Consider the following 23,358-nt stretch of genomic DNA (forward strand, 5'->3'; position numbering starts at 1 on the left):
ACAGCTTACAGCTTACAGCTTACAGCTTACAGCTTACAGCTTACAGCTATATCATTTATTGCGGTTTTCTTTACTAAATGCGCGGATCTTACGTTTTTGCGAAAGAGTCACTTTATTAGTACGTCCTGCAAATGGGTTATCACCTTCTCTAAATTCGATTTTGATAGGTGTGCCCATAATTTTTAATGCTTTACGATAGTAGTTCATTAAGTAGCGTTTATAGCTATCTGGTAAATCATGTACTTGGTTACCGTGAATTACGATACGTGGTGGGTTATAACCACCCGCGTGCGCGTATTTAAGCTTAACGCGGCGACCACGAACCAGTGGCGGCTGGTGATCAGCTTGTGCCATGTCCATGATGCGGCGCAGCATAGCAGTGCTAATACGCTTAGTTGCTGATTCATAAGCTTCGTCAATTGACTCAAACAAATGACCAACACCTGTACCATGTAAAGCTGAGATAAAGTGTAAGCGTGCAAAGTCAATAAAGCCTAAGCGACGGTCAAGCTCCGATTTAATACGATCTTTCACGTAATCATCAAGGCCATCCCATTTATTCACAGCAATAACCAGTGAGCGGCCAGAATTTAAGGCAAAACCAAGTAAGCTTAAATCTTGATCCGAAATGCCAGCGCGGGCATCTACAACCAATAGCACCACGTTACAATCTTCGATTGCTTGGAGGGTTTTGATCACTGAGAATTTCTCAACCACATCGCTGACTTTTTTGCGTTTACGTACACCAGCGGTGTCGATCAACACGTATTCTTTTTCGTTACGAGTCATTGGAATATAAATAGAATCGCGGGTTGTGCCCGGCATATCATAAACAATAACGCGTTCTTCACCTAATATACGGTTAGTCAGTGTTGACTTACCTACGTTAGGACGACCGATAATAGCAAGTTTTACTGGCTTATCTGCAAATGCTTCATGCGCTGTAGAATCTTCATCATCTTCAGAGTATAAATCGATTAACTCGTCGTCATCGCCTTTACCATCATCATTTTGCGCACTCAGCTCTGCAAGCAAAGGCTGTAAGGTGTGTTCAAGTAACAAGGTAATACCACGGCCATGAGCGGCTGCAATATGATGTACTTCGCCCAGTGACAATTGGTAAAACTCAGCACAATTTGAGTCAGCATCAATACCATCAGTTTTATTGGCAACAACAAAGCTTTTCTTTTCTTGTTTACGTAAATGGTTGGCAATAGCTTGATCAGCTACTGTCATACCTACACGTGCATCAACTAAGAATAATACGATGTCGGCTTCTTCAATCGCCAGTAGCGATTGATCAGCCATTTCGATTTCGATGCCTTCTTCAGAGCCATCAATACCGCCCGTGTCTACCACGATAAATTCATAGCCATCGTAATTAGCTTGGCCATATTTTCGATCTCGCGTTAAGCCTGGAAAATCGGCAACGAGTGCATCACGCGTACGTGTTAAACGGTTAAATAATGTGGATTTGCCCACATTGGGTCGCCCAACTAGAGCGATCACGGGAAGCATAAACTACCTCTTAAAAAAACAACAAAAGGCTTCGCATAGCGAAGCCTTAAAAAAATAAATTAACTATTAATAACTTATAGTTATTTAGCAAATTAGTCCGGTATTTTTACCGCACTAACTTCACCATCTCGGGTGTATAAAATCAGTTTGTCGTCAGCAACAATTGGCTCAATAAAAAAGCCTGAACTGTCGAAGTCTTCACGCGATACAAGCTCGCCTGATTCTTTATTTAGCCAATGTAGATTACCTTCTTGGTCACCTATGGCTAAGTAATTTCCTGCTACCGCAGGCCCTGTTAAGTACCAACCACGAAGGGCTGGCTGACTCCAGCGTTCAATGCCAGAGGTTTTATCTAATCCATAAACAACACCATTACTATCTACTACGTAAATAGTTTGGGTATCCATGGCAATTTCACGGTAACTGCTGTATTCGCGTTTCCAGACAACATTACCAGAGCGAATATCTACAGCTGCTAAGTTACCATTATAAGCAATAGCATACGCATAAGGACCACTGATCAGAGGTTGTGTATCAACATCGACTAAACGTTCGAATTCTGATGCGCCTTTTGCTGTAGCAATTTCAGCACTCCACGCAGAGTAACCACTGTCAGAGATAAGTACGCTTAACTTGCCTGTTTCAAGGCCAACTAATACACCGCCGTTAGCAACGGTCGGAGAGCTTTGCCCACGTAGTGTTAATGCGGGGACTTCTTGCTCATGGCTCCAACGCTCTTCACCGGTATCTGGGTGAAGGGCTAATAATTTACCTGAGCCTAGGTTAACATATATAAGGCCATCACCGGCAGCTGGTTTTGCTAACACTTCACCGGGTACTTTTTTGCGCCAAACAACATCACCCGTTTCACGGTCAAGGGCAACTAAATAACCATGCTCGGAACCGATAAAAATTTTACCATAAGCTTGTAAAATACCACCGGATAATTTTGCACTAATGTCGCTTTGCCATGGCCAAAAGGTCAAATTTTCGCGAACATCAGTCTCCCAAAGAGTATTACCGTTTTCAAGCGATAGCGCTTCGACTTTACCAGCACGGTTAGCTACAAAAACACGGTCTTTATATACCGCCGGTGTTAGCCGAGAAAAGTAATGTTCAACACCGTCACCAATGCTTTCTTGCCAAATTACTTTGGTTTCAAACTGATTAACGATTTCAGGCAACACCAGTTCGTCTTCGTCATCGCTTGATGAACAACCGACTAAGGTTGCCATGCATAGCGCTATGGTTGCCGCTGTTAATTTTTTCATGGTAACCCCTTACGCCGTTGGGCTAGTTACTGCTAAGTCATCAAGTTTGATTTGCAATAATGGGTTATTCTCCAGACCGCCCGCATCAGCAGCAGTCTGATAAGCACTGCGAGCTTGATTTGCATCGCCTTGAGCTGTGTATATATCACCTTTAAGCTCAGCGACTGTTGCAGTGAATGAATCTGCAAGTTTAGCGTTAAGCGTTGTTAAAGCTTGGTCGTATTGCTGCTGTGCTATTTGCACGCGAGCTAAACGGGTGGTCGCCGTTGCTTTTAAATCTGCATTGGTAACATTAGTCATTATCCAGCTGAGTTTTTCACTGGCTACATCAAGTTGACCTTTTTCTACGGCTTCTTTAGCAGCAACAAAGGCTGCAAGTGCGCTGTAGTTAGTATCTTTGTGCTCTGCGATAAATGTATCTGCCGAACCTAATACTTCACCACCTTCAACCAGCTGAGTATATGCATCAGAGGCACTTTCAGCAGTTGTAATTTGATTTTGGTTATATGCTTTCCAGCCATACAGGCCACCTAAACCAAGCACTACACCTAGCGCCAGTGATACACCATTTTCACGAAAAAAACGTTTGATCGCTTCAGCTTGTTGTTCTTCTGTTGAATAAATATCCATTACTACCTCGTCTTTTTTAGCTGTTTATTAGCTCAGCTAAAAGCGTTTTAATTTGTTCTAATTCTAAGGTGACCTGTTCTTTACGCTCACGTAAATACTTAACTGTCACTACGCCTTGTTCTAATTCATCTTCGCCGATAATCAGTGCAACGAGTGCATCGCTTTTATCTGCGCGTTTAAGTTGTTTCTTAAAGTTACCACCACCGGCATGGACCATGATACGTAAGCCAGGTACTTCAGCACGTAATTTAGCTGCGATAATAGGGGCTTGAATGCTGGCTTTGTCACCCATCGCTGCCAAATATACATCAGCGTTGCGACGAATGTCACCAACACATTCCAATGCTTGTAACATTAACACTAAACGTTCCAGACCCATAGCAAAGCCCACAGCTGGCGTTGCTTTGCCACCTAATTGCTCAACTAAGCCATCATAGCGGCCACCTGCACATACAGTACCTTGTGAGCCGAGGCTATCTGTAACCCACTCAAAAACAGTACGGTTATAGTAATCAAGGCCACGGACTAACTTTTCATTAACCGTGTATATGACGCCTGCGGCGTCTAAACGTTCACATAAATTTTCAAAATGTTCTTTTGATTCAGCATCTAAGTGTTCAGACAGTTTTGGTGCATCAACTAAAACCGCTTGTACATCAGGGTTTTTGCTATCTAGCACGCGCAGTGGGTTGCTGTACATACGACGTTTTGAGTCTTCGTCTAGTGCATCAATATGTTGCTCAAGATAAGCCACAAGTGCATCACGGTATTGCGCGCGAGCTTCGTTTGAACCTAGAGAATTAAGCTCTAAACGAACATGTTCGCTGATGCCAAATTGTTGCCACAATTGCGCCGTCAGTAAAATTACTTCAGCGTCAATATCAGCGCTGGCAATACCGAAGGTTTCTAAACCAAATTGGTGAAACTGACGATAGCGACCTTTTTGCGGACGTTCATGACGAAACATTGGGCCCATATACCAAAGGCGTTGCTCTTGGTTATACAGTAAGCCGTTTTGATTACCAGCACGTACACATACAGCGGTACCTTCAGGACGAAGTGTTAAGCTGTCGCCATTATTGTCGGCAAAGGTGTACATTTCTTTTTCAACGATATCGGTGACTTCACCAATTGAGCGTTTAAAAAGATCGGTTGATTCTACAATTGGAAAACGAATTTCTTGATAACCGAACGATGCTACTGTCTCGCGTAAGATGTTTTCTACTTTCTGCCAAACTTGGGTATCGCCCGGCAGACAATCGTTCATTCCACGTATTGCCTGAATTTGTTTTGCCACTGCTAAATCCTAAAAACTGTTTTTTGCGTAATAAAAGATGACTACACAACAAGAATGCTAAAAATTGACCCGTCATTATAGCGTTCTAGCTATAAAGGTAAACGGCAAACGGCTTTGTTTGCCGACTATATTGTATTTATTCGACGATTTTGATGTCGATAGGGGTCTGTTTTTCTTTTTGTGCGATAAAGTCGCGTACATAGCCTTCGAGTTGATCAACAATATTGTTGTTATCAATTCGGGCTTTTTGACGTTCGCCATTAATATAAAGGCCCGAGCGACGGTTTGCACCAGCTAAGCCAATATCACTCACTAACGCTTCGCCAGGGCCATTGACCACACAACCAATAACCGATACTGATACCGGTTCGATGATATCTTCCAAACGCTCTTCAAGTTGGTTCATGGTACTAACCACATCAAACTCTTGACGTGAACAGCTCGGACAGGCAATAAAGTTAATCCCGCGAGAGCGAATGCGCAGTGATTTTAAAATATCAAAACCGACTTTGATCTCTTGTACTGGATCAGCCGCCAACGATACTCGCAGCGTATCGCCGATACCTTCGGCAAGTAACATACCTAAGCCTACAGCTGATTTCACTGAGCCTGAACGCATACCGCCTGCTTCTGTGATCCCTAAGTGCAGAGGTTGGTCAATTTCTTTAGCAAGTAAGCGATATGCTCCCACAGCTAAAAACACATCAGAAGCTTTTACTGATATTTTAAATTGATCAAAATCTAAACGGCGCAAAATATTTACATGGCGCATGGCTGATTCAAGTAACGCTTCAGGCGTTGGTTCGCCGTACTTTTCTTGTAAATCACGCTCTAATGAGCCGCCATTAACACCAATACGAATTGGAATGTTGTGCTCACGGGCAGCATCGACTACCGCGCGAATACGTTCTTCACTGCCAATGTTGCCAGGATTAATACGTAAACAATCAACACCATACTTTGCGACTTGCAAAGCAATACGATAATCAAAGTGAATATCTGCAACCAGTGGAATGGTGACTTGTTCTTTTATGCTTCTAAATGCTTCGGCGGCGTCCATAGTCGGCACGGAAACACGCACTATATCGGCGCCGGCATCTTGAATAGCTTGAATTTGTGCAACAGTTGCATCAACATCCATGGTATCGGTGTTGGTCATTGATTGCACGGCAATAGGGGCGCCATCACCGATCGGTACGTTACCCACGTTGATGCGGGTAGATTTTCTGCGTTTAATGGGAGATTCTGAAAACATAGTGACTACTCTGTTAACGGTAAATTAAATTTGGCTAAACGATTTTTTGGGAAACTGGAAATATCAATCTTTTCACCGTCAAGAGTGATATCAACAGCTTGATGCTTACCAAGCACGATAGAAAAAGGCAGATGACCTGATAAAGTCATATCATAACCCGCTTTTTTAACACCAAACGCCACTTTATCACCTTTGCCGTCATGAACTTCAACCCAACTTTCTTCATTGAAATGCATAACTATGGTGCCTAGGCCATCATTTTGTGGCTCGCTTGACGTTTCGCTCGGGGCAACGTCTAGTTCGGTATCGGCTTGTTGCTCCATAATTTGCGCCGCAGTGGGGTCATCAATCGATTCATCAGGGCCAGCTTGTTCTAGCTGGCTGATTGACGCCACATCAGGCTCTGTTTGCGCGACTGCAACTGTCTCTTTGGCAAAGCTATTTAAAGATTGCGTTACAACTTGTTCGTCAAGAGGGGTTGAATTTTGCCACCACCATAATGCGGATGAACCAATAACAATTGCCAGAATAACGTAACTGACCAGCATCAAGCGACTATCATGAGCTTCTTTTTCTGTTCGTCTAGAAAAGCTTTGCATGTTGGTTTTTTTAACGGTTTCCTGTGGTTCAGGGAACAGTGCTAAAACGGCCGCAGTATCTAAATTAAAGGCGCGACAATAACTTTTTGCATAACCTTTAACAAAGGTAGCAGGGCCGATTAATTGGTGTTCGTCATTCTCAAGACGTTGTAATTGCAACACCGATAATTTTAAATTTTTTGCCAACTCTTCTAAGCTGACATTCGCTTGCTCGCGGCTACTTTTTAAAGTTTGGCCAAGAGTGAGCGTTGTTGATTCTGTATTTTCATCATTCATAATGAGTATGATTCAGGGTCCACTAGTAACAGTCTATGCCCAGGTTTAAGTGCAACATCCGGGCTTAATTTATTCCATCGCATTAACTGATCAATTAACAAGCGACGCTTGGTGGCAATACTATACAAAGTATCACCGACGTTAATTTCGTAATAAATGTTGGGATCGTTAAGATAAATTTTCGTCCCATTGACCACCCGATCAGATTCTTTCAGACCATTCCATTGGAGTAATTTCTGTAGTTTAACATTGTATCGTACTGAAATGCTAAATAGGTTTTCACCATCTTGCAAAACATGGTAAGGCGTCGTTAATTGTGGGATCCGCGAATTTAGCAACGGTGCGTGAGTATTTTGTTGCGGATCTTGAAAACGGATCTCAGGTGTAGAGCTATAACTTGACTCTGCGAAGACGGCAGCGTTGCGTTTTGGCTGGTAAAAAACCACCTTTTCTTCATCCGTTAATTCATCACTAAATTGTGCTTGGCTTGAAGCCTGGCTGTTATTTGCAACGGCTTGGCTATCAGTGGGCGCACCAAAAGAAACAATTGTTACACCATCTTGTGCTTTGCTACTACGAGCAAGCGTTTGGGGAGGCGTTGCGGCAGTCGCTGTGGGCGCTGTTGCTAAATGCACAGTTGGTATTGCTAATGCTTTAGCAACTGCCTCCTCAGAGGCTAATGATGCAATGTCCGTCGCTTGAGTTGAATTTACAGCTGGATTGTTTGGTGTTTGTGCGACCACCAGAGCAGACATTACTGCCACAGGATCATTATTGTTTGCTGGAGCACTGATCTGTACAGCGGTAGTATCAACGTTTGTTTGCACTGGCGTTGTTATTGCTGTGGTACTTAAAGCCGCCAAAATACCACTCGTATCGACTGGTGTTGATACTGTTGCTTGGCTTTGCTGGCTACTTTGTGATGCGGTGCTTTGCGTTGGCGCAACCGGTGAGGTTAGCAACGCGGTAGTTAATTCATTGCTGCTTGCATTGTTATTTTTAACGGCCATTGTTGGCGTTGTGATACTTTGCGCCGACGTACTAGTTGCTGGCGCTTTTTTCTTTTTTACAATGCGTATTTTGGGTGCCGAGATCACCTCTCCCGCAGGGCTATTTGCTTGTAGCTCATCTAATTTTGCTTGGCGGTATTGCGAGCGTAGTATTTCAAACTCACTACGTTTGATTTTTTGTTCGCGAATGATCCCCGCTTCACTTGAGGTTGGGTAGGTTTGCAATATCATTGCCGCAGTGGTTTCGGCTTTTTCAATGTGGCCCATACGCTGCTCAACTAAATAGCTTAATAGCAATGAGCGAGACGATACTTGACCACTATTCTCATAACGCTCGAGTATTTCTTTTGCTCTATGTAAATCACTTTTAGCGTAATACAAAGCGGCTAAACTGATCAGTGATGAGGCACGCATTGAACTGTGATTAATGGCCGATTTGAAATATTTTTCAGCGTTATCAAAATCATCAAACTCAATGGCGCACAGAGCTAAATTTTCATAACTTTCTGCTACTCGTATATAACTTGGGATGGCAATGGCTTTGAGTAGTTGTTCTGTGGCGCGGTCGTACTCGTCAATACCGCATAAAAATACCCCGTAGTTATTTCGGGTATTAGGATCATTGGGATCAATTTTTATTGCTTTTTGATAGGCTTTATCGGCTTGTACGTTTTCGCCGACTTGTTGGTAATAATAAGCAAATGAATAATGGACTTCAGGAAGATCAGGAGAGAAAGACGCGGCGCGTTCGAGGTTATACTTTGCTTGCGAGCTATTACCAGTGCTTAAATATTCTAATGCTAAGGCTATTCGGGTACGTGCTGCGCCGGTATTATTGATTTTATTTTCAACGACTGGTTTGTCATTGCCATCATAACTATTTTCAGTTACACACCCTGTTAAAGCGAGTGCACTGATAGTTAAAGCAAGTAAAGATCGCATTACTTCATCTCTTTATTATTGTCCATGCACCTATATTACCGAAAAGCCCTTATCTTGCATCATTTATTTAAAAATAAAGCAGCGCTAAGGGCTTTTGATTCACGACAACAGATTATGCTTGGTGGATATTAACCGCAATCGCATTATCGTCGCGCATTTTCTTTTTCGCTAAACGTTTTGTACGGTCAACTACATCACCAACTAACTGGCCGCAGGCTGCATCAATATCATCACCGCGAGTACGACGCACAATACAGGTAATACCTGCTGCTTGTAGCACTTTTGAAAAGCGGTCAATACGGCTGTTACTAGAGCGTGTATATTCGTTACCCGGGAATGGGTTAAACGGGATAAGGTTCACTTTAGATGGTGTGCCTTTGAGTGTTTTAACTAATTCATGGGCTTGATCTGTGCTGTCGTTAATACCATTTAGCATCACATACTCAATGGTCACATCTTTATTGGCTTTAGAGCCATCAATGTAACGACGACACGCCGCTAAAAACTCTTCAATTGGGTATTTTTTATTGATTGGCACTAAAATATCACGTAATGCGTTATCAGGTGCGTGTAGAGAAATAGCCAATGCAACGTCGATTTTTTCTTTCAATAAATCAAGTGCAGGCACCACACCAGAGGTACTTAAAGTAACGCGGCGTTTAGATAAACCAAAACCCCAATCGTCCATCATTAATTCCATTGCCGGAACTACGTTTTTAAGATTAAGCAATGGCTCGCCCATGCCCATCATAACGACGTTGGTGACCGGACGCTTTTCACTGTTGCCATCAAGACCTATGTCTTTGGCCACACGCCAAACTTGGCCGATAATTTCAGATACTTTTAAGTTACGGTTAAACCCTTGCTGCGCTGTTGAGCAAAATGTACATTCAAGCGCACAACCAACTTGCGATGATACACACAAGGTGGCACGTTCTTTTTCTGGGATCCACACCGCTTCAACTTCTTGGCCGCCTTCAAGTATCAGCGCGTACTTGATTGTACCATCACTGGCTTGTTGGCGTACGGTGATTTCAGGCGCGACAATTTCACATTCCGCTTTAAGTTTTTCTTTCAGCTTTTTGTTAACGTTGCTCATTTCGTCAAAGTTATCAACGCCAAAATGATAAATCCATTTCATCACCTGATCGCCACGGAATGGCTTTTCACCGAACGATACAAATAACTCGCGCATTGCATCTCGGTTTAAATCTAATAAGTTAATCTTTTTTTGCTCAGTGGTCATGAAACAACCTTAATCAGTGACGGTGGTGATAAAAATTTACAAAGGCGAATTGTACACAATTCACTCACTTTAATCATTAAGTAAAACATCATAAATTAGATAATTAATACTTTAACTAATGACTAAAAAAGGGCTCGAAAGCCCTTTTTACTTTTGCTTAGCGCATTCGAATTAACGAGTACGTGGGCAAAGCTCTTCGTCTGCGAAGAAGTACGCGATTTCGCGAGCAGCAGATTCAACAGCGTCTGAACCGTGAACAGCATTTTCGTCGATGCTATCAGCGTAGTCAGCACGTAAAGTACCAGCTAGTGCTTCAGCAGGGTTAGTAGCACCCATGATTTCGCGGTTTTTAAGAACAGCGTTTTCGCCTTCAAGAACTGTAACCATTACTGGACCAGATGTCATGAAAGATACTAAAGCACCAAAGAAAGGACGCTCGCTGTGTTCTGCGTAGAAACCTTCCGCTTTCTCTTGTGAAAGGTGAACCATTTTAGCTGCAACGATTTTAAGGCCAGCAGTTTCGAAACGGTTGTAGATAGCGCCGATGTGGTTTTTAGCAACTGCATCAGGTTTTACGATTGAGAAAGTACGCTCTAAAGCCATCTTTATGCTCCAATAATTTTTAAGTAAAAGTGTGAATATTAACGGGCGCGAATTATACGCGTTTTAGTAGGCAATGCCTAGTTTTATTAAAAACTAGCTTGATGACAATTGTGCGATTTTTAAATGTTAGGCAATCACCACGCATAGAAAAGCATGATGCTGTGAATTAATTAATGATCTAACATTGCATGGGACTACGTATTACTTAATTTAGCTAATAATAAGTTGAAATATTTTTCGAAGGTTATTTTTAGTACAAAATGGTGCTCAGTGACTATAACGTTTAGGCCCTTATCTGTAACTGCACTATTAAAAATTACCTTAAATTTTATTAACCTTATGTTTTAATTATTTATTTTAAAATTATTGATAGGCGCTTTTGTATCATTCGAGCTTTTGCCATTTAAACTGCTATAAGGTGCACAATAGAAAATCCACTTTTAGCTTAAAATGATTATTTTAGTTAAATTCTACTAAATTTGGGGACTTGGTTTACACTCAAGTTATAACCATGAAATAAATTAAAGGTTTTAATATCTTCGTGCTTCATTTCATCCATTTCATTGATAGTAGGTTGCTATGTTTTTTAATAACACTATAAAAAGTGAGAATGCTAAATTAAAAAGTCAGCTTTTTGTGCAGAATCAAGTAAGAAAAAGCTTAGACGAAGAAATGCTAGTTTTAATCATTGATAAGACTGGGCTTATTTCATCGCAAAATAAAAACTTTGCAAACGAGCTTGGTTACCCTGATCAGCAACTGATTGGAAAAAAGTTACTAGATTTTGTGCCAAGTAACGCCAGACAGACAGGGCATTTTAAAAGCTTAAAAAAAGCATTAGAGAAGCATGAACACTGGGCTGGTGCATTGCAGTTTGTTCATGTTAATGGTGAACAAGACTGGCTAAGAAGTATTTTACAGCCGATCATTGATGAGCAAGGTAAGCTAGTTGAGTTTACTCTGCATTCTAATGTGTTAACGCGTACGATTGAAACCTCCCGTGAGCATCAAGATTTAATTAAAGCATTACATCGTGCCATGGCCGTTATTGAATTTGATACTAATGGCATTGTATTGACAGCAAACGAAAACTTTTTGGCGGGAATGGGCTATTCACTTAAAGAGATTGTTGGCCAACATCATCGTATTTTTTGTGAACCAGAAGAGGCTAATTCACCAGAATATGAAGCCTTTTGGAAACAGCTCAAAAGAGGCGAATACGTTTCAAGCCGTTTTAAACGCATAGATAGTTATGGGCGAGTGGTTTGGCTTGAAGCTTCTTATAACCCAATTTTCAATGAGCAAAACGAACTGTATAAAGTGGTTAAATTCGCTACTGTTATTACTGAGCAAGTTGAGCGGGAGCTCGCAATCGCAGAGGCGGCAGATATTGCCTATAGCACTTCAACTGAAACTGACCACCTTGCAGATCAAGGTGCTGCTGTCATTGAGCAAGCGGTTAAAGTAATGAATGAGCTGGCGGTGCAAATGTCGCAAGCAGGGGATGAAATATCAGCATTGGATAAACAATCACAGTTAATTGCCAGCATAGTGCAAAGTATTAGCAGCATTGCTGATCAAACTAATTTGCTAGCCTTAAATGCGGCGATTGAAGCAGCAAGAGCTGGTGAGCAAGGGCGAGGTTTTGCGGTAGTCGCCGATGAAGTGCGTCAATTAGCATCTCGAACCAGTAAAGCCACAGAAGAAATTGTTGAAGTGGTACAAAAAAATCAAAGCTTAACGCAGTCAAGCGTAAAAGCCATTAAGCAAGGTGAAGATAAAGCACAAGAAGGATTAGAGCTGTCAAACGAGTCTGGCATTGTGATGAGCAATATTAAAAAAGGTGCCCAGCAAGTCGTTGATGCAGTGAGCCAGTTTGCCAATCAATTAAAGTGAGTTTTATGATTTCGATCAAAACATCTTAATTTAACGTACCATATACTGCCGCGCTTTATTACTTGATCTGATTTTCAGGTTATTTTCATGCCACTGGCTTGATCCCAGTTTTATGTATGGAGCGCGCATGTCGTCAATTATTACCTCGTTTACCCCAGAGTTACTTTCACCAGCTGGCAGTTTAAAAAACATGCGTTATGCCTTTGCTTATGGGGCTGATGCGGTGTATGCCGGACAACCTCGTTATAGCTTGCGAGTACGTAATAATGAATTTGATCTGGAAACGTTAAAAATAGGCATTGATGAAGCGCATGCGCTGAATAAAAAGTTTTATGTGGTATCAAACATTGCCCCGCACAATGCCAAAGTGAAATCGTATTTACGCGACATTGAACCAGTAATTGCGATGGGGCCAGATGCGCTGATCATGTCAGATCCGGGTTTAATCATGTTAGTGCGTGAAAAATGGCCTGATATGGCTATTCATTTATCAGTACAAGCAAACGCTGTAAATTATGCCAGTGTACAGTTTTGGGCTAAACAAGGCATAGAGCGGGTGATTTTATCCCGCGAGCTATCACTTGAAGAAATAAGTGAAATTCGCACGCTTTGCCCAGCAACCGAGCTAGAGGTATTTGTACATGGCGCATTATGTATGGCGTATTCTGGCCGTTGTTTGTTATCAGGCTATATAAACAAACGCGATCCAAACCAAGGCACCTGTACCAATGCATGTCGCTGGGAATACGATGTAAAACCGGGCGTTGAAAACGAAACCGGTGAAATGGTGCACAAATTTGATCCTCAGCAGGTTATTCCTACTCTTGGCGACGGCGCACCAAGTAATGATATTGTTATGCTTGAAGAGCAAGGCCGCCCGGGTGAATACATGCCAGCGTTTGAAGACGAACACGGCACTTATATCATGAACTCAAAAGATTTACGCGCCGTGCAATACGTAGAGCAGCTTACAAAAATGGGCGTGCATAGCTTAAAAATAGAAGGCCGGACTAAATCGTTTTATTATGTTGCGCGTACAGCACAGGTTTATCGTAAAGCAATCGACGATGCCGCAGCAGGAAAACCATTCGACGCTGATTTATTTAAAACATTAGAAAACCTAGCCCATCGCGGTTACACCGAAGGCTTTTTAAAGCGCCACGCCCATCAAGATTATCAAAACTACGAATACGGCCATTCGGTATCGACTAAGCAGCAATTTGTCGGCGAAGTATTAGGGCGAAATAGCAATGGCTTGGTAGAGATTGATGTTAAAAACAAATTTTGTGTGGGTCATTCATTAGAGCTAATGACTCCAAAAGGTAATATTAGCTTTACCCTTGAATGCATGGAAAACAAAAAAGGCGAGGCAATTACCGATGCCAAAGGCTCAGGGCATATAGTAAAAATTCCACTGCCCGACAATATCGATTTAGAACACGCCATACTTATGCGCAACCTAGATGAAAACCAAGACACCCGCAATCCGTTTAAACAAATCGCGGGTTAGCTTGTAGTTAACAACAGGTGTTAATGCTTTCAACACCTTTAATTATCTATCATCCAAGTTTTGGGTTGATTATTACCTATAAAAAGTGATGCCGAAAAACAAAGCCGCGGTATCACTTTCAATAGACATTAGCGTAATTGAAAGTGCTGGAAAACAGCTTGTCGAACTTCAATATACTCAATGTGGCCATTACTAGGTATGATCATATCTTGAAATTCATACTGGTATCCGTTGAAATTAACAAAGACATCACAGGTATAAAAAGGCGTACCCTGTGCGCCAGATTTACTGACAGGAACCACACGTTGATGATCGCTGGTTGTGAAATTTTCGCGATCAATACGCCCATACGAAAACCCCTGTGATGATTCAAACCAAGTAAATGCAACAATTGAAAGAATTACGGGCATACACAAGTAAGCGTGCTTTATAAGCCTTTCCCTATATTTATAGGCCAAATTTGGTAGCATAATCATATTAATAACAATTAATGCCGCAGATAAATAAACGCCAAAAATGAGGAGTAAACGAGTATCAGCCATTGCGATCACCATAAATGGAAATAAAGCGATAACGATTAAGATAATGGCATAACTAAGGCGGGTTTTAGGGTTGCTTGCAAATAATGCTAATAACACCATTCCTATAAAAATATAAGCAAGGAACAAACAAAGTGGTAAGCCCAGTATTGAAACGCTAATATATATTTTCTGCATGCGGGTAAAGTCCAGCATCGGTATATTTACAACCGTTACAGCAATAACGTAAGCAATTAAATAAACCATTAAACTTATTTTAAAGTTGTTAAAGACTTTGCCAATAAGCCAGTTGATTGACTTGGTAATGTAGCAAATAGGCGATAGCATATTTAAGTCATCTTTAACTTCTATTAACTTTTCTTTACTCATTTATCTCCAATCATCATATGTATTTTTTAAGTTGTTGACTCCATTAGTATTATAAAATAGTTGCGTAAAAATAGTAATCAGAAAAAGTCGCCCTTAAAATACACGTCGTTACTTAATTTAGTTCCTTAGGTTTATTCTTAACCCCAAAACCAGCACTTCAGTAGGTGATTATCACTAATTAGACCTTTTCTGTAAAAAATATTTATATTAATTATTTAACTGTTTTTTAGTTAAGCCGTGCAGGAAACTTGAGTCGATAGGAACTCTATAACTGCATGGCAAATTCTGGAATTACTGAAGAAGATGTAATTCGTTGTCGATAATCGAGATTAGTTAACCCAATAAATTGGGGCGTTAAATGCAGGGCAAGCTTACTGTCGAAAACAGCAAAGAACTGGGTAATACAAAGGGTCGTAAAGTAAAATTTATCATAATAGTTATAATCACTTTTTTAAGAGGTTGTTAAAACTAGCATTACACGGACTAACTCTCTATGACCAGATTTTTGATAGCTATTACGATATTTGTTTTTGATTATTAAAATTGCATTGCCTGCGATTCAATTCCCACCTACAACTGCTACAGATATTAATAAGATAAAACCATGAAATTACAAAGCAGATAATTGATTCAAGATCTTTACCGACTAAATTATATGGTTTTTGAACAATTAGAGTAAAAATTGCAACCCCAAATTTGTAGAGAAAATCTAATTGATTTGTAAGTGCTATTAGCTGAATACAATTAGCGACCAGTTAAATGCTTATTCATGGCGTACGTATTATCAAGCTGTTGCTCTATTAAGTTAATCGTTTGCTTATTTACGCCGAGTGCTTTAGCTGTGTCTTTAAAGTTGAAAATAATCTCTGCTATTTCAGATATGATCACTTGTACCTGCTTCCAATTTGCATAACCAGCTGCAGAGGCCAGCTTTTGAATCGCTTTTAGTGGTGGGTTTTTTCCAAATCCGGCAAATGAAGTCGCATGCTCGTTAAAAGGATGAGGACTAAAAGTTACATCATAAAAAGGCGCTAAATCCCACTCACCTGAATCTTCTTGTAAAAAAGCCCAGTTTTTACTGTGGTCATCTTGATTACAGCTAAATAAATTAAACATAGCTCGACGAAATTGCAATTGCCCTGCAGCAGGTGATTTGCATAAAACACGGCTCGCTTTAATTAAATCCTCATAATCTAATGAAGGTGTGCGAAAATCAGCATCCAGCAAGCCACATGCACTATGCATATGTTTGCAGCCCATTTTATCACCCATTAATTTAAACCTATCGAATCGCTTTAAGGCGAGCCATTGCTTTGCACCGGTTCCTTCAGGGGCGGGTACCAGTAATCTCTGAGGTGGGTTTAATCCCGTTTGTTCAGCCAAATCCAAATATACAGCTTCACATAACCCTTCCTCATGTCCTAAAGCGAGGTTTTTGGATGTGAACTTTATTAACCAAGCATCATCGCCCGTTTTAGGCTTAGTTCTACATTCTTGTATCTTATTGTCAGGAAAATAAATTTGAGCCTTAGGTCGTGCACCGCCGGAACTGCCAGCAGCTACTAACGCAGAAAGTACTTCTTCTGTTTGCCCGTCAAATATTGCTTGAGCTTGTTGACCCAATGTAGCAAGGCCAGCCTCATTGTCATTTGTGCCATCATAATGAGTTTCAGGTGTAAACGATAATGCGCCCATAGCCGAATGGCCAACAAAAGATAAGCGGTCCATAGCGGTAATAAAGTTAGGCATTATATTATTTTGTCTGAATACGCGGTCCTGTAGAAGTAACCCCCACCCATCAGGTAAACAATCAGAAAAGACCCCATGCAACCCGTTGTGTGGGGTTTTAGGTGCTAACTGAACCTCTCTATTAAAGGCGAGTGAGAATGGCGAAAGATTACCGTATGTGTCTAAATAACTTTCCTCGAATTGAAAGTAAACACCTTGCCTATTTTGAGCAAGTACACCCACCATTAATTCTGATGAATCTGAAAGTGTACGTTTTACTTCTAGCTTATCTATGGGTTTAAAGGCCATTGTTTAACACCTGATCAATAGACGTTGGCGCATTTTTATTTTGAGCTGGCACTTTTGTTAAGTCATATAAACGAGTTAAGTCGTCGAGTGTTTGCCACAAAAGCAATAGCTGTCTGAATGAAATAAGCCCTGTAACCTCAAACTTTTTTATTGTAGAAGCAGGTACTGTGCTTTTTTTAGCTAACGCCTCGCGTGACATTTTTGCTTTTTTGCGACATTCTTTTAGATGCTCAGCAAAGGCTTGCTGCACATCACCTTCGCTTAATAATAGATAATTAATAATAGCACCTCACGAACTTGATTGGACATTACTATAGCCAAAATTGCTTTTTTATGAGCTTAATGGATATTATAGTATCCATTTTTTAGTTGTAAAGTGAATGGTTGAATGCGGATTACCTAATATGATTTTTATTGATTGAGATCAACAAGAAAACGCGAAATAAAATGCATAATTTACGGCTGCAAATTTATGCTAGAAGTACTAGCTCTAATAAATGAGGTTAGAGAGTGGCTTTACTAATTAACAGCAAATGCATTAACTGCGACATGTGCGATCCAGAATGCCCTAACGAAGCCATTTATATGGGCGCTAAAATCTACCAAATCGACCCTGCAAAGTGCACCGAATGCGTAGGCCATTACGACAAACCCACCTGCGTGAGTGTATGCCCGATAGATTGTATAAAGCCCGATCCCGCTCATCGTGAAAGTATAGATGAACTGGCCGAGAAGTATGTAAGGTTGATGGGTTAGTTTGTTGATTGGTTTTTTATGTTTCATCGGGTTACGAGGCTAAAGTTGCGACACTGTCGCAACAATTAAACTGCTCGCATATTGCGTATTGTTATCGATAAAAACCTCCTCATATATTTTATAATTAACACTCAAAAAAGCACGACCTTTGCGGTATGATAAGCTAATAATTTATATTGATATTCTTGCAAAGAGAGACCACATGGACGCTGCATCAAAAAAGCCTGCAACAAAAAAAGCCGCAAAAAAAACACAAGTCGGGTTTGAAGAGTCCCTTTGGGATGCCGCCAATAAACTGCGCGGAAGTGTTGAATCAGCCGAATATAAGCACATTGTTTTAAGCTTAATCTTTCTTAAATTTATTAGTGACAAGTTTGAAGGGCGTAAAAAAGCCATTGCCAGCGAATACGGTGACGAATACATCGACATGGTCGACTTTTACGCGATGGATAACGTATTTTACCTACCAGAAGACGCACGCTGGTCGCATATTCAAATCAACGCCAAGCAAGGCGATATAGCCGTTAAAATAGATACCGCCCTGCACGCGGTTGAAAAAAACAATAAATCACTCGCGGGCGCATTGCCCGACAACTACTTTTCACGTTTAGGGCTTGATGCCAGTAAGCTCTCAGCGCTTATCGATACCATTAATAATATCGACACCATTGCCAACCAAAACGAAAAAACAGAAGAAGACCTCGTTGGCCGTGTTTACGAATACTTTTTAGGTAAATTTGCCGCATCTGAAGGCAAAGGCGGGGGCGAGTTCTATACGCCAAAATCAATTGTTACCCTAATTGCCGATATGATTGAACCATTCGAAGGCAAAATTTACGACCCCTGTTGTGGCTCGGGCGGTATGTTTGTGCAATCGCTTAAGTTTATTAATAGCCACAACGGTAATCAAAAAAATGTGTCTATTTATGGGCAAGAGTACACTAACACCACCTATAAATTGGCAAAAATGAACCTAGCCGTGCGCGGTATTTCGGGCAACTTAGGTGATGTAGCAGGCGACACCTTTTTTAAAGACCAACACCCCGACCTAAAAGCCGATTACATTATGGCAAACCCACCGTTTAACCAAAAACAGTGGCGCGCCGATAACGAGCTAGTCGACGATGCCCGTTGGGCAGGTTATCCAACACCGCCTACCGGTAATGCCAACTATGCGTGGATCATGCATATGATCTCAAAGCTCAGCGAGCATGGCACCGCAGGCTTTGTACTGGCTAATGGCTCAATGAGTTCTAACACCAGTGGCGAGGGCGATATTCGCCAAAAAATAATCGAAAACGATTTAGTCGATTGTATGATAGCCCTACCAGGGCAGCTATTTTACACCACGCAAATTCCAGTGTGTTTGTGGTTTATAAGTAAAGATAAACGCGGTAATAACGAAAAAGGCATTCTAAAACGCCGTGACCGCCAAGGCGAAACGCTATTTATAGACGCTCGCGAAATAGGCTCTATGGTAAACCGTACTTTAAAAGAGCTCACCAACGACGACATAGCTAAAATTACACAAACCTACCACCTTTGGCGCGGCGAAGAGCTTGCCACACAAAACGCGGAGCGAGAAAGCGCAAGTAAAGAGCAAAGCGCAAATAAAGAGCAAGAGCAAGAATATGCGGATGTTGCCGGTTACTGTAAATCAGCCACTCTGAGCGACATAAAAGCGAACGACTACGTACTGACTCCAGGGCGCTATGTCGGCGCTGCTGATATTGCAGACGACGGCATCCCGTTCGAAACTAAAATGAGCGAACTTAGCCAAACCCTTTATAGCCAAATGAATCAAGCCGATGAACTTGATAACGCTATTCGTAAAAATTTACAGGCCTTAGGCTATGGCGAAGAACGTTTTGCTGAAAAGCGCGATAGTGAAGAACGTAATGACTAACAGTGAAGAACACCCATCGACTCAAAACGAGCACTTATTAGTTGATATTCGCCGTATTGTTGAGCAAGCCCGTGGGCAAGTTAAACAACCCGTAAATACCGCCATGCTACAAGCGTATTGGCAAATAGGGCGCTTAATTGTAGAAGATGAACAAGGCGGTGAAACACGCGCAGCTTATGGTAAAGCATCATTAAAACGGTTATCGCAGCAACTCACCACTGACTACGGTAAGGGGTTTGACATAACCAACCTGCGTAATATGCGCCGCTTTTATCTCGCCTTTGAAAAACAAGACGCAGTGCGTCTCGAATTAAGCTGGACGCATTATCGCACCCTATTACGGATTGATAATTCAACTGCACGCAATTGGTATCGCGATGAAGCCATTTTACAAAATTGGTCGGCGCGCGCCTTAGAGCGCCAAATTGGTACACTTTACTACGAACGTTTACTCTCAAGTAAAAATAAACAACCCGTAGAGCAAAGTATTATAAATACCCTACAACAGTTTTTATTAGAGCTTTGTAAAGTGCTCTCCAAAATCGTGGAAACGCAGAATCATGGAGAGCGATGCAATGGAAAATAAACACCCTTTATTGCTTGAAATAGAAAAAGGTGAAAGCAAAAATTTAGAATTTAAAGTGCAATTGCCAACCAGTAAAGAGTGGGTTAAAAGCATTATCTCTTTTGCCAACTCTGCGGGTGGAAAGCTGGTTATAGGCGTTTCTGATAATAGAACACTGATAGGCTTGCAACATTTTGACCTATTTGAATTAATGGATAAAATTAGCTCAACAATGCATGAACTGGTTGCACCTACGCTATTACCTAATATTTATATAGAGAATATTAACGGGATTGAGTTATTAGTGATAGAAGTGCAGCGCGGAGCATTACTCCCTTATTATTTAAAGAGTAAGGGCAAAGAGTTGGGTTGTTATCAACGTATTGGTGCGACTAATCGCGTAGTCAGTCAGGCGCAAGTGATAGAGCTTGAACGTCAGCGTAACCATATTAGCTTTGATTCACTTATTAATTATGAAGTGGATTTATCAACCCTTGATTTAACGCCACTTCAACAACGTTTTGCAGCGCATGGTAAACCATTAACACCAGAAAAGTTATTAAGTTTAAAACTAGTCAAAAACGATAATAATACGCTTTACCCCACACATGGCTTGCTGATCTTATTAGGCTTTTATGAGCATGTAGAAATAAAATGTAGCCGATTTAAAGGCAACACAATGTCTATCTTTTTAGATAAAAAAGAGTACACGGGTGATCTTTTTCAGCAAATAGAAAACGCAGAGCTATTTATAAAAAACCATCTTCATTTACGCGCAGAGGTACTGGGGTTGCAACGTACTGATACCTTTGAGATCCCATTTCCTGCAATTCGAGAAGCATTACTCAATGCAGTGATGCATCGAGATTACAGCAATTTTGGACGAGATATAAAAATAGGTATCTACGATGATATTGTAAATATTGTTTCTCCGGGCGGTTTACCACATGGATTAACTATGCATGATGCGCTAAAAGGGCGCTCTGAAATCCGCAATACGGTGATTGCAAGAGTGTTTAAGGAGCTGGACTTAGTTGAGCAATGGGGCAGCGGTATACAAAGAATAAAAGAGTATTGCACCAAGGCGAACACCGGTTTACCTGTGTTCTCTGAGTCAGGCGATTTTATCGATTGGGAATTCCCAAGAAAAACACACCAGAGTAATGAAGTATTAGCAATAAATGATGGAATAAGTGATGGAATAAGTGATGGAATAAATCATCAAACTGCTATTCCAAAAAATATTCAACCATTGTTAACGTGTATTAAGCAAGCGCCTTCATTGTCTACAAAGGTATTCGCTAAAAAGCTTGATTTAGGTACGGCAACGGTTGAACGTCATATTAAATGGTTAAAAGATCATAACGTAATCAAGCGGATCGGATCAAAAAAAGACGGATATTGGCAGGTGTTAAACAATGAAAAATAATAAATATAAACAACTCGCATTTAGCCAAACGCTTTATAGCCAAATGAACCAAAGCGATGAGTTTGAGAAAGCCATCCGTAAAAACTTGGAGGCACTGGGGTATGGGGAGTGAATTTAAGCTAGGTCATAGGTGCATTGTTAAATCTAGTAAAAGAATCTTTGCTCGCGAATATGTTGAGCATGGTATACCATTTTGGCGTTCTAAAGACGTTATAGATAAAGCTCTTGGTGTCTTTTCGAGTTACGATCTTTATATCTCAGAAGAGCGATTCGAAGAGATTGATTCCAAGTTCGGATCTCCGCAAAAAGGAGATTTATTATTGAGTTCAGTGGGTAATCGTGCCGGTCAACCTTACGTTATTGAAGAAGAGGAAAATTTCTACTTTAAAGATGGGAATATTCTTTGGCTAAGTGAATTTAACGGTATCAATCCTAGGTTTTTAGCTTATTGGTTAAAGTCCGACTTCGGTCAAAATAAACTGTCATCAGTAATGATTGGTTCTGCCCAAAAAGCATTAACCATAGATGCCATAAGAAATTTAAGTGTAAAATTTCCTCCAGAATATTACCAAGTTAATGCTGTAAAGATTCTATTAGCGATTGATAACAAAATTGAACTCAACCAAAAAACCAACCAAACCCTTGAACAAATGGCGCAGGCGCTGTTTAAAAGCTGGTTTGTTGATTTTGATCCGGTGTTCGACAACCTACTTGCCAGCGTTGATTTTAAATTAGAAAACCTTGAAACTAGTCTGCCTGATGAGTTAAAACAAAAAGCACAGCGCCGCTTAGCGGCACTAAACAGCTTACACAATGCGACAGAGTGCAAAGCGTCACTCAGTGCGCTTGCTCATGAGTTACAAGCACTCTCACAAACAAAAGCACCAACACCAGCAGCAGTGCAAGTATCAGAAAAAGCCGCTGAAACACCCGTTAAAGCAAACTTTAACGCCAACCCTAAAATATTAGCGCAACACGCCAACACCCACGCTCACTTCCCCAATGAGTTCGAACACCACGAACAACTAGGCTGGATACCAAAAGGCTGGGAAATGAATCAGCTTTCAGAAATTACGACTGAATTAAGACGTGGCATTTCACCTAAATATATAGAAGAAGGTGGTGTTCAGGTAATAAATCAAAAGTGCATCCGTAATCATGAAGTTAACTTCACTCCGTGTCGGAGAAATAATACCGAGTTACGAAAAATTACTGGTAGAGAACTCAATGTTGGTGATTTACTTATTAACTCAACAGGTGTTGGTACACTCGGAAGAATGGCTCAAGTAAAGTACTTAAATGAAGTAACTGTTGTTGACTCCCATGTGACAGTTGTAAGAGCCGATAGTGAAATATATCCGGTGTACTCATTTGCACAGATGATGTTATCAATTGAAGACAAAATAGAAGCTCTTGGTCATGGGAGTACAGGCCAAACAGAGCTCAGCAGAAAAACTGTTTCTGAACAGTGGGTTTTAGTACCTAAAAGCAAAGCACTAAACCATTTAAATTCTCAATTAATTAGTATTAGTGAAAAAATAGTTCTTAATAGCCGTCAAATTAACGAGTTAACAAAACTCCGAGACACTTTGTTACCTAAACTCATCTCTGGCGAACTACAAATACCTGATGTAGCCACTGATGAAGAAACAGCAGATTAATACATAAACTGAGCTCTTAACCATTTAAAATAACAAGAATAAG

Annotated in this window: 20 protein-coding genes; 8 read left to right on the forward strand and 12 right to left on the reverse strand. The window is 40.9% G+C overall.

What is annotated here, in order from left to right; all coding sequences use genetic code 11:
• Positions 1-51: 51 nt before the first annotated feature.
• The 9 genes from der to ndk all read right to left on the reverse strand — a co-directional run bounded on the left by der (position 52) and on the right by ndk (position 10,647).
• A complete protein-coding gene (gene der, locus H5201_RS12380) occupies positions 52-1,518 on the reverse strand; it encodes a ribosome biogenesis GTPase Der (protein WP_145239710.1) in 1,467 nt (488 codons plus the stop codon).
• Positions 1,519-1,610: 92 nt separating this feature from the next.
• Positions 1,611-2,789, reverse strand: coding sequence for an outer membrane protein assembly factor BamB (bamB, locus tag H5201_RS12385; RefSeq protein WP_182740587.1), 1,179 nt, complete (start codon positions 2,787-2,789; stop codon positions 1,611-1,613).
• 9 nt (positions 2,790-2,798) lie between these two features.
• Positions 2,799-3,419, reverse strand: a complete 621-nt coding sequence (locus H5201_RS12390; protein ID WP_149981918.1) for a tetratricopeptide repeat protein — start codon at positions 3,417-3,419, stop codon at positions 2,799-2,801.
• Between the two features lie 16 nt (positions 3,420-3,435).
• Entirely contained in the window at positions 3,436-4,716 is a 1,281-nt protein-coding gene (gene hisS, locus H5201_RS12395) for a histidine--tRNA ligase (protein WP_145239702.1), read from the reverse strand.
• Between the two features lie 136 nt (positions 4,717-4,852).
• Positions 4,853-5,971, reverse strand: coding sequence for a flavodoxin-dependent (E)-4-hydroxy-3-methylbut-2-enyl-diphosphate synthase (gene ispG / locus H5201_RS12400; RefSeq protein ID WP_145239699.1), 1,119 nt, complete (start codon positions 5,969-5,971; stop codon positions 4,853-4,855).
• A gap of 5 nt (positions 5,972-5,976) precedes the next feature.
• On the reverse strand, positions 5,977-6,846 hold the full coding sequence (locus H5201_RS12405; protein ID WP_182740586.1) for a RodZ domain-containing protein: 870 nt from the start codon (positions 6,844-6,846) through the stop codon (positions 5,977-5,979).
• Positions 6,843-8,798: a type IV pilus biogenesis/stability protein PilW gene (gene pilW, locus H5201_RS12410; RefSeq protein ID WP_182784672.1), complete on the reverse strand. Its 1,956-nt coding sequence runs from the start codon at positions 8,796-8,798 to the stop codon at positions 6,843-6,845. Before pilW ends, H5201_RS12405 begins: the two co-directional genes overlap by 4 nt.
• 112 nt (positions 8,799-8,910) lie before the next feature.
• Positions 8,911-10,044, reverse strand: coding sequence for a bifunctional tRNA (adenosine(37)-C2)-methyltransferase TrmG/ribosomal RNA large subunit methyltransferase RlmN (locus H5201_RS12415; protein ID WP_145239689.1), 1,134 nt, complete (start codon positions 10,042-10,044; stop codon positions 8,911-8,913).
• A 171-nt stretch (positions 10,045-10,215) separates the two neighbouring features.
• Positions 10,216-10,647 (reverse strand): nucleoside-diphosphate kinase, encoded by a 432-nt coding sequence (gene ndk / locus H5201_RS12420; protein ID WP_008111339.1) that lies wholly within the window; start codon positions 10,645-10,647, stop codon positions 10,216-10,218.
• A 579-nt stretch (positions 10,648-11,226) separates the two neighbouring features.
• Here ndk and H5201_RS12425 point away from each other — a divergent pair.
• Complete coding sequence (locus H5201_RS12425) at positions 11,227-12,543, forward strand: PAS domain-containing methyl-accepting chemotaxis protein (protein ID WP_182718274.1); 1,317 nt, start codon at positions 11,227-11,229, stop codon at positions 12,541-12,543.
• A gap of 127 nt (positions 12,544-12,670) precedes the next feature.
• The gene (gene yegQ, locus H5201_RS12430; RefSeq protein ID WP_182718275.1) at positions 12,671-14,053 is read left to right on the forward strand and encodes a tRNA 5-hydroxyuridine modification protein YegQ; all 1,383 of its coding nucleotides are present in this window, start codon (positions 12,671-12,673) and stop codon (positions 14,051-14,053) included.
• A gap of 128 nt (positions 14,054-14,181) precedes the next feature.
• On the opposite strand, the gene H5201_RS12435 is transcribed toward yegQ, so the two are convergent.
• The 3 genes from H5201_RS12435 to H5201_RS12445 all read right to left on the reverse strand — a co-directional run bounded on the left by H5201_RS12435 (position 14,182) and on the right by H5201_RS12445 (position 17,278).
• Positions 14,182-14,961: a hypothetical protein gene (locus tag H5201_RS12435; RefSeq protein ID WP_182784673.1), complete on the reverse strand. Its 780-nt coding sequence runs from the start codon at positions 14,959-14,961 to the stop codon at positions 14,182-14,184.
• A 744-nt stretch (positions 14,962-15,705) separates the two neighbouring features.
• Positions 15,706-16,998, reverse strand: a complete 1,293-nt coding sequence (locus tag H5201_RS12440) for a type II toxin-antitoxin system HipA family toxin (RefSeq protein ID WP_182784675.1) — start codon at positions 16,996-16,998, stop codon at positions 15,706-15,708.
• Positions 16,988-17,278, reverse strand: coding sequence for a helix-turn-helix transcriptional regulator (locus tag H5201_RS12445; protein ID WP_149981911.1), 291 nt, complete (start codon positions 17,276-17,278; stop codon positions 16,988-16,990). The genes H5201_RS12440 and H5201_RS12445 overlap by 11 nt, the downstream gene beginning before the upstream one ends.
• A gap of 230 nt (positions 17,279-17,508) precedes the next feature.
• Here H5201_RS12445 and H5201_RS12450 point away from each other — a divergent pair, with 230 nt between their 5' ends.
• The 6 genes from H5201_RS12450 to H5201_RS12475 all read left to right on the forward strand — a co-directional run bounded on the left by H5201_RS12450 (position 17,509) and on the right by H5201_RS12475 (position 23,315).
• Positions 17,509-17,754: a YfhL family 4Fe-4S dicluster ferredoxin gene (locus H5201_RS12450; protein WP_182718278.1), complete on the forward strand. Its 246-nt coding sequence runs from the start codon at positions 17,509-17,511 to the stop codon at positions 17,752-17,754.
• Between the two features lie 202 nt (positions 17,755-17,956).
• Entirely contained in the window at positions 17,957-19,660 is a 1,704-nt protein-coding gene (locus tag H5201_RS12455) for a class I SAM-dependent DNA methyltransferase (protein ID WP_182784677.1), read from the forward strand.
• On the forward strand, positions 19,653-20,246 hold the full coding sequence (locus H5201_RS12460) for a DUF1016 N-terminal domain-containing protein (protein ID WP_259399688.1): 594 nt from the start codon (positions 19,653-19,655) through the stop codon (positions 20,244-20,246). Before H5201_RS12455 ends, H5201_RS12460 begins: the two co-directional genes overlap by 8 nt.
• A complete protein-coding gene (locus tag H5201_RS12465) occupies positions 20,236-21,654 on the forward strand; it encodes an ATP-binding protein (protein ID WP_182784679.1) in 1,419 nt (472 codons plus the stop codon). The genes H5201_RS12460 and H5201_RS12465 overlap by 11 nt, the downstream gene beginning before the upstream one ends.
• Positions 21,644-21,766 (forward strand): hypothetical protein, encoded by a 123-nt coding sequence (locus H5201_RS23205; RefSeq protein ID WP_259399689.1) that lies wholly within the window; start codon positions 21,644-21,646, stop codon positions 21,764-21,766. The genes H5201_RS12465 and H5201_RS23205 overlap by 11 nt, the downstream gene beginning before the upstream one ends.
• Complete coding sequence (locus H5201_RS12475; RefSeq protein ID WP_182784681.1) at positions 21,756-23,315, forward strand: restriction endonuclease subunit S; 1,560 nt, start codon at positions 21,756-21,758, stop codon at positions 23,313-23,315. The genes H5201_RS23205 and H5201_RS12475 overlap by 11 nt, the downstream gene beginning before the upstream one ends.
• Positions 23,316-23,358: the final 43 nt, after the last annotated feature.

The sequence above is a fragment of the Pseudoalteromonas sp. SG43-6 genome, from assembly GCF_014164365.1.
GTDB lineage: Bacteria > Pseudomonadota > Gammaproteobacteria > Enterobacterales > Alteromonadaceae > Pseudoalteromonas > Pseudoalteromonas rhizosphaerae.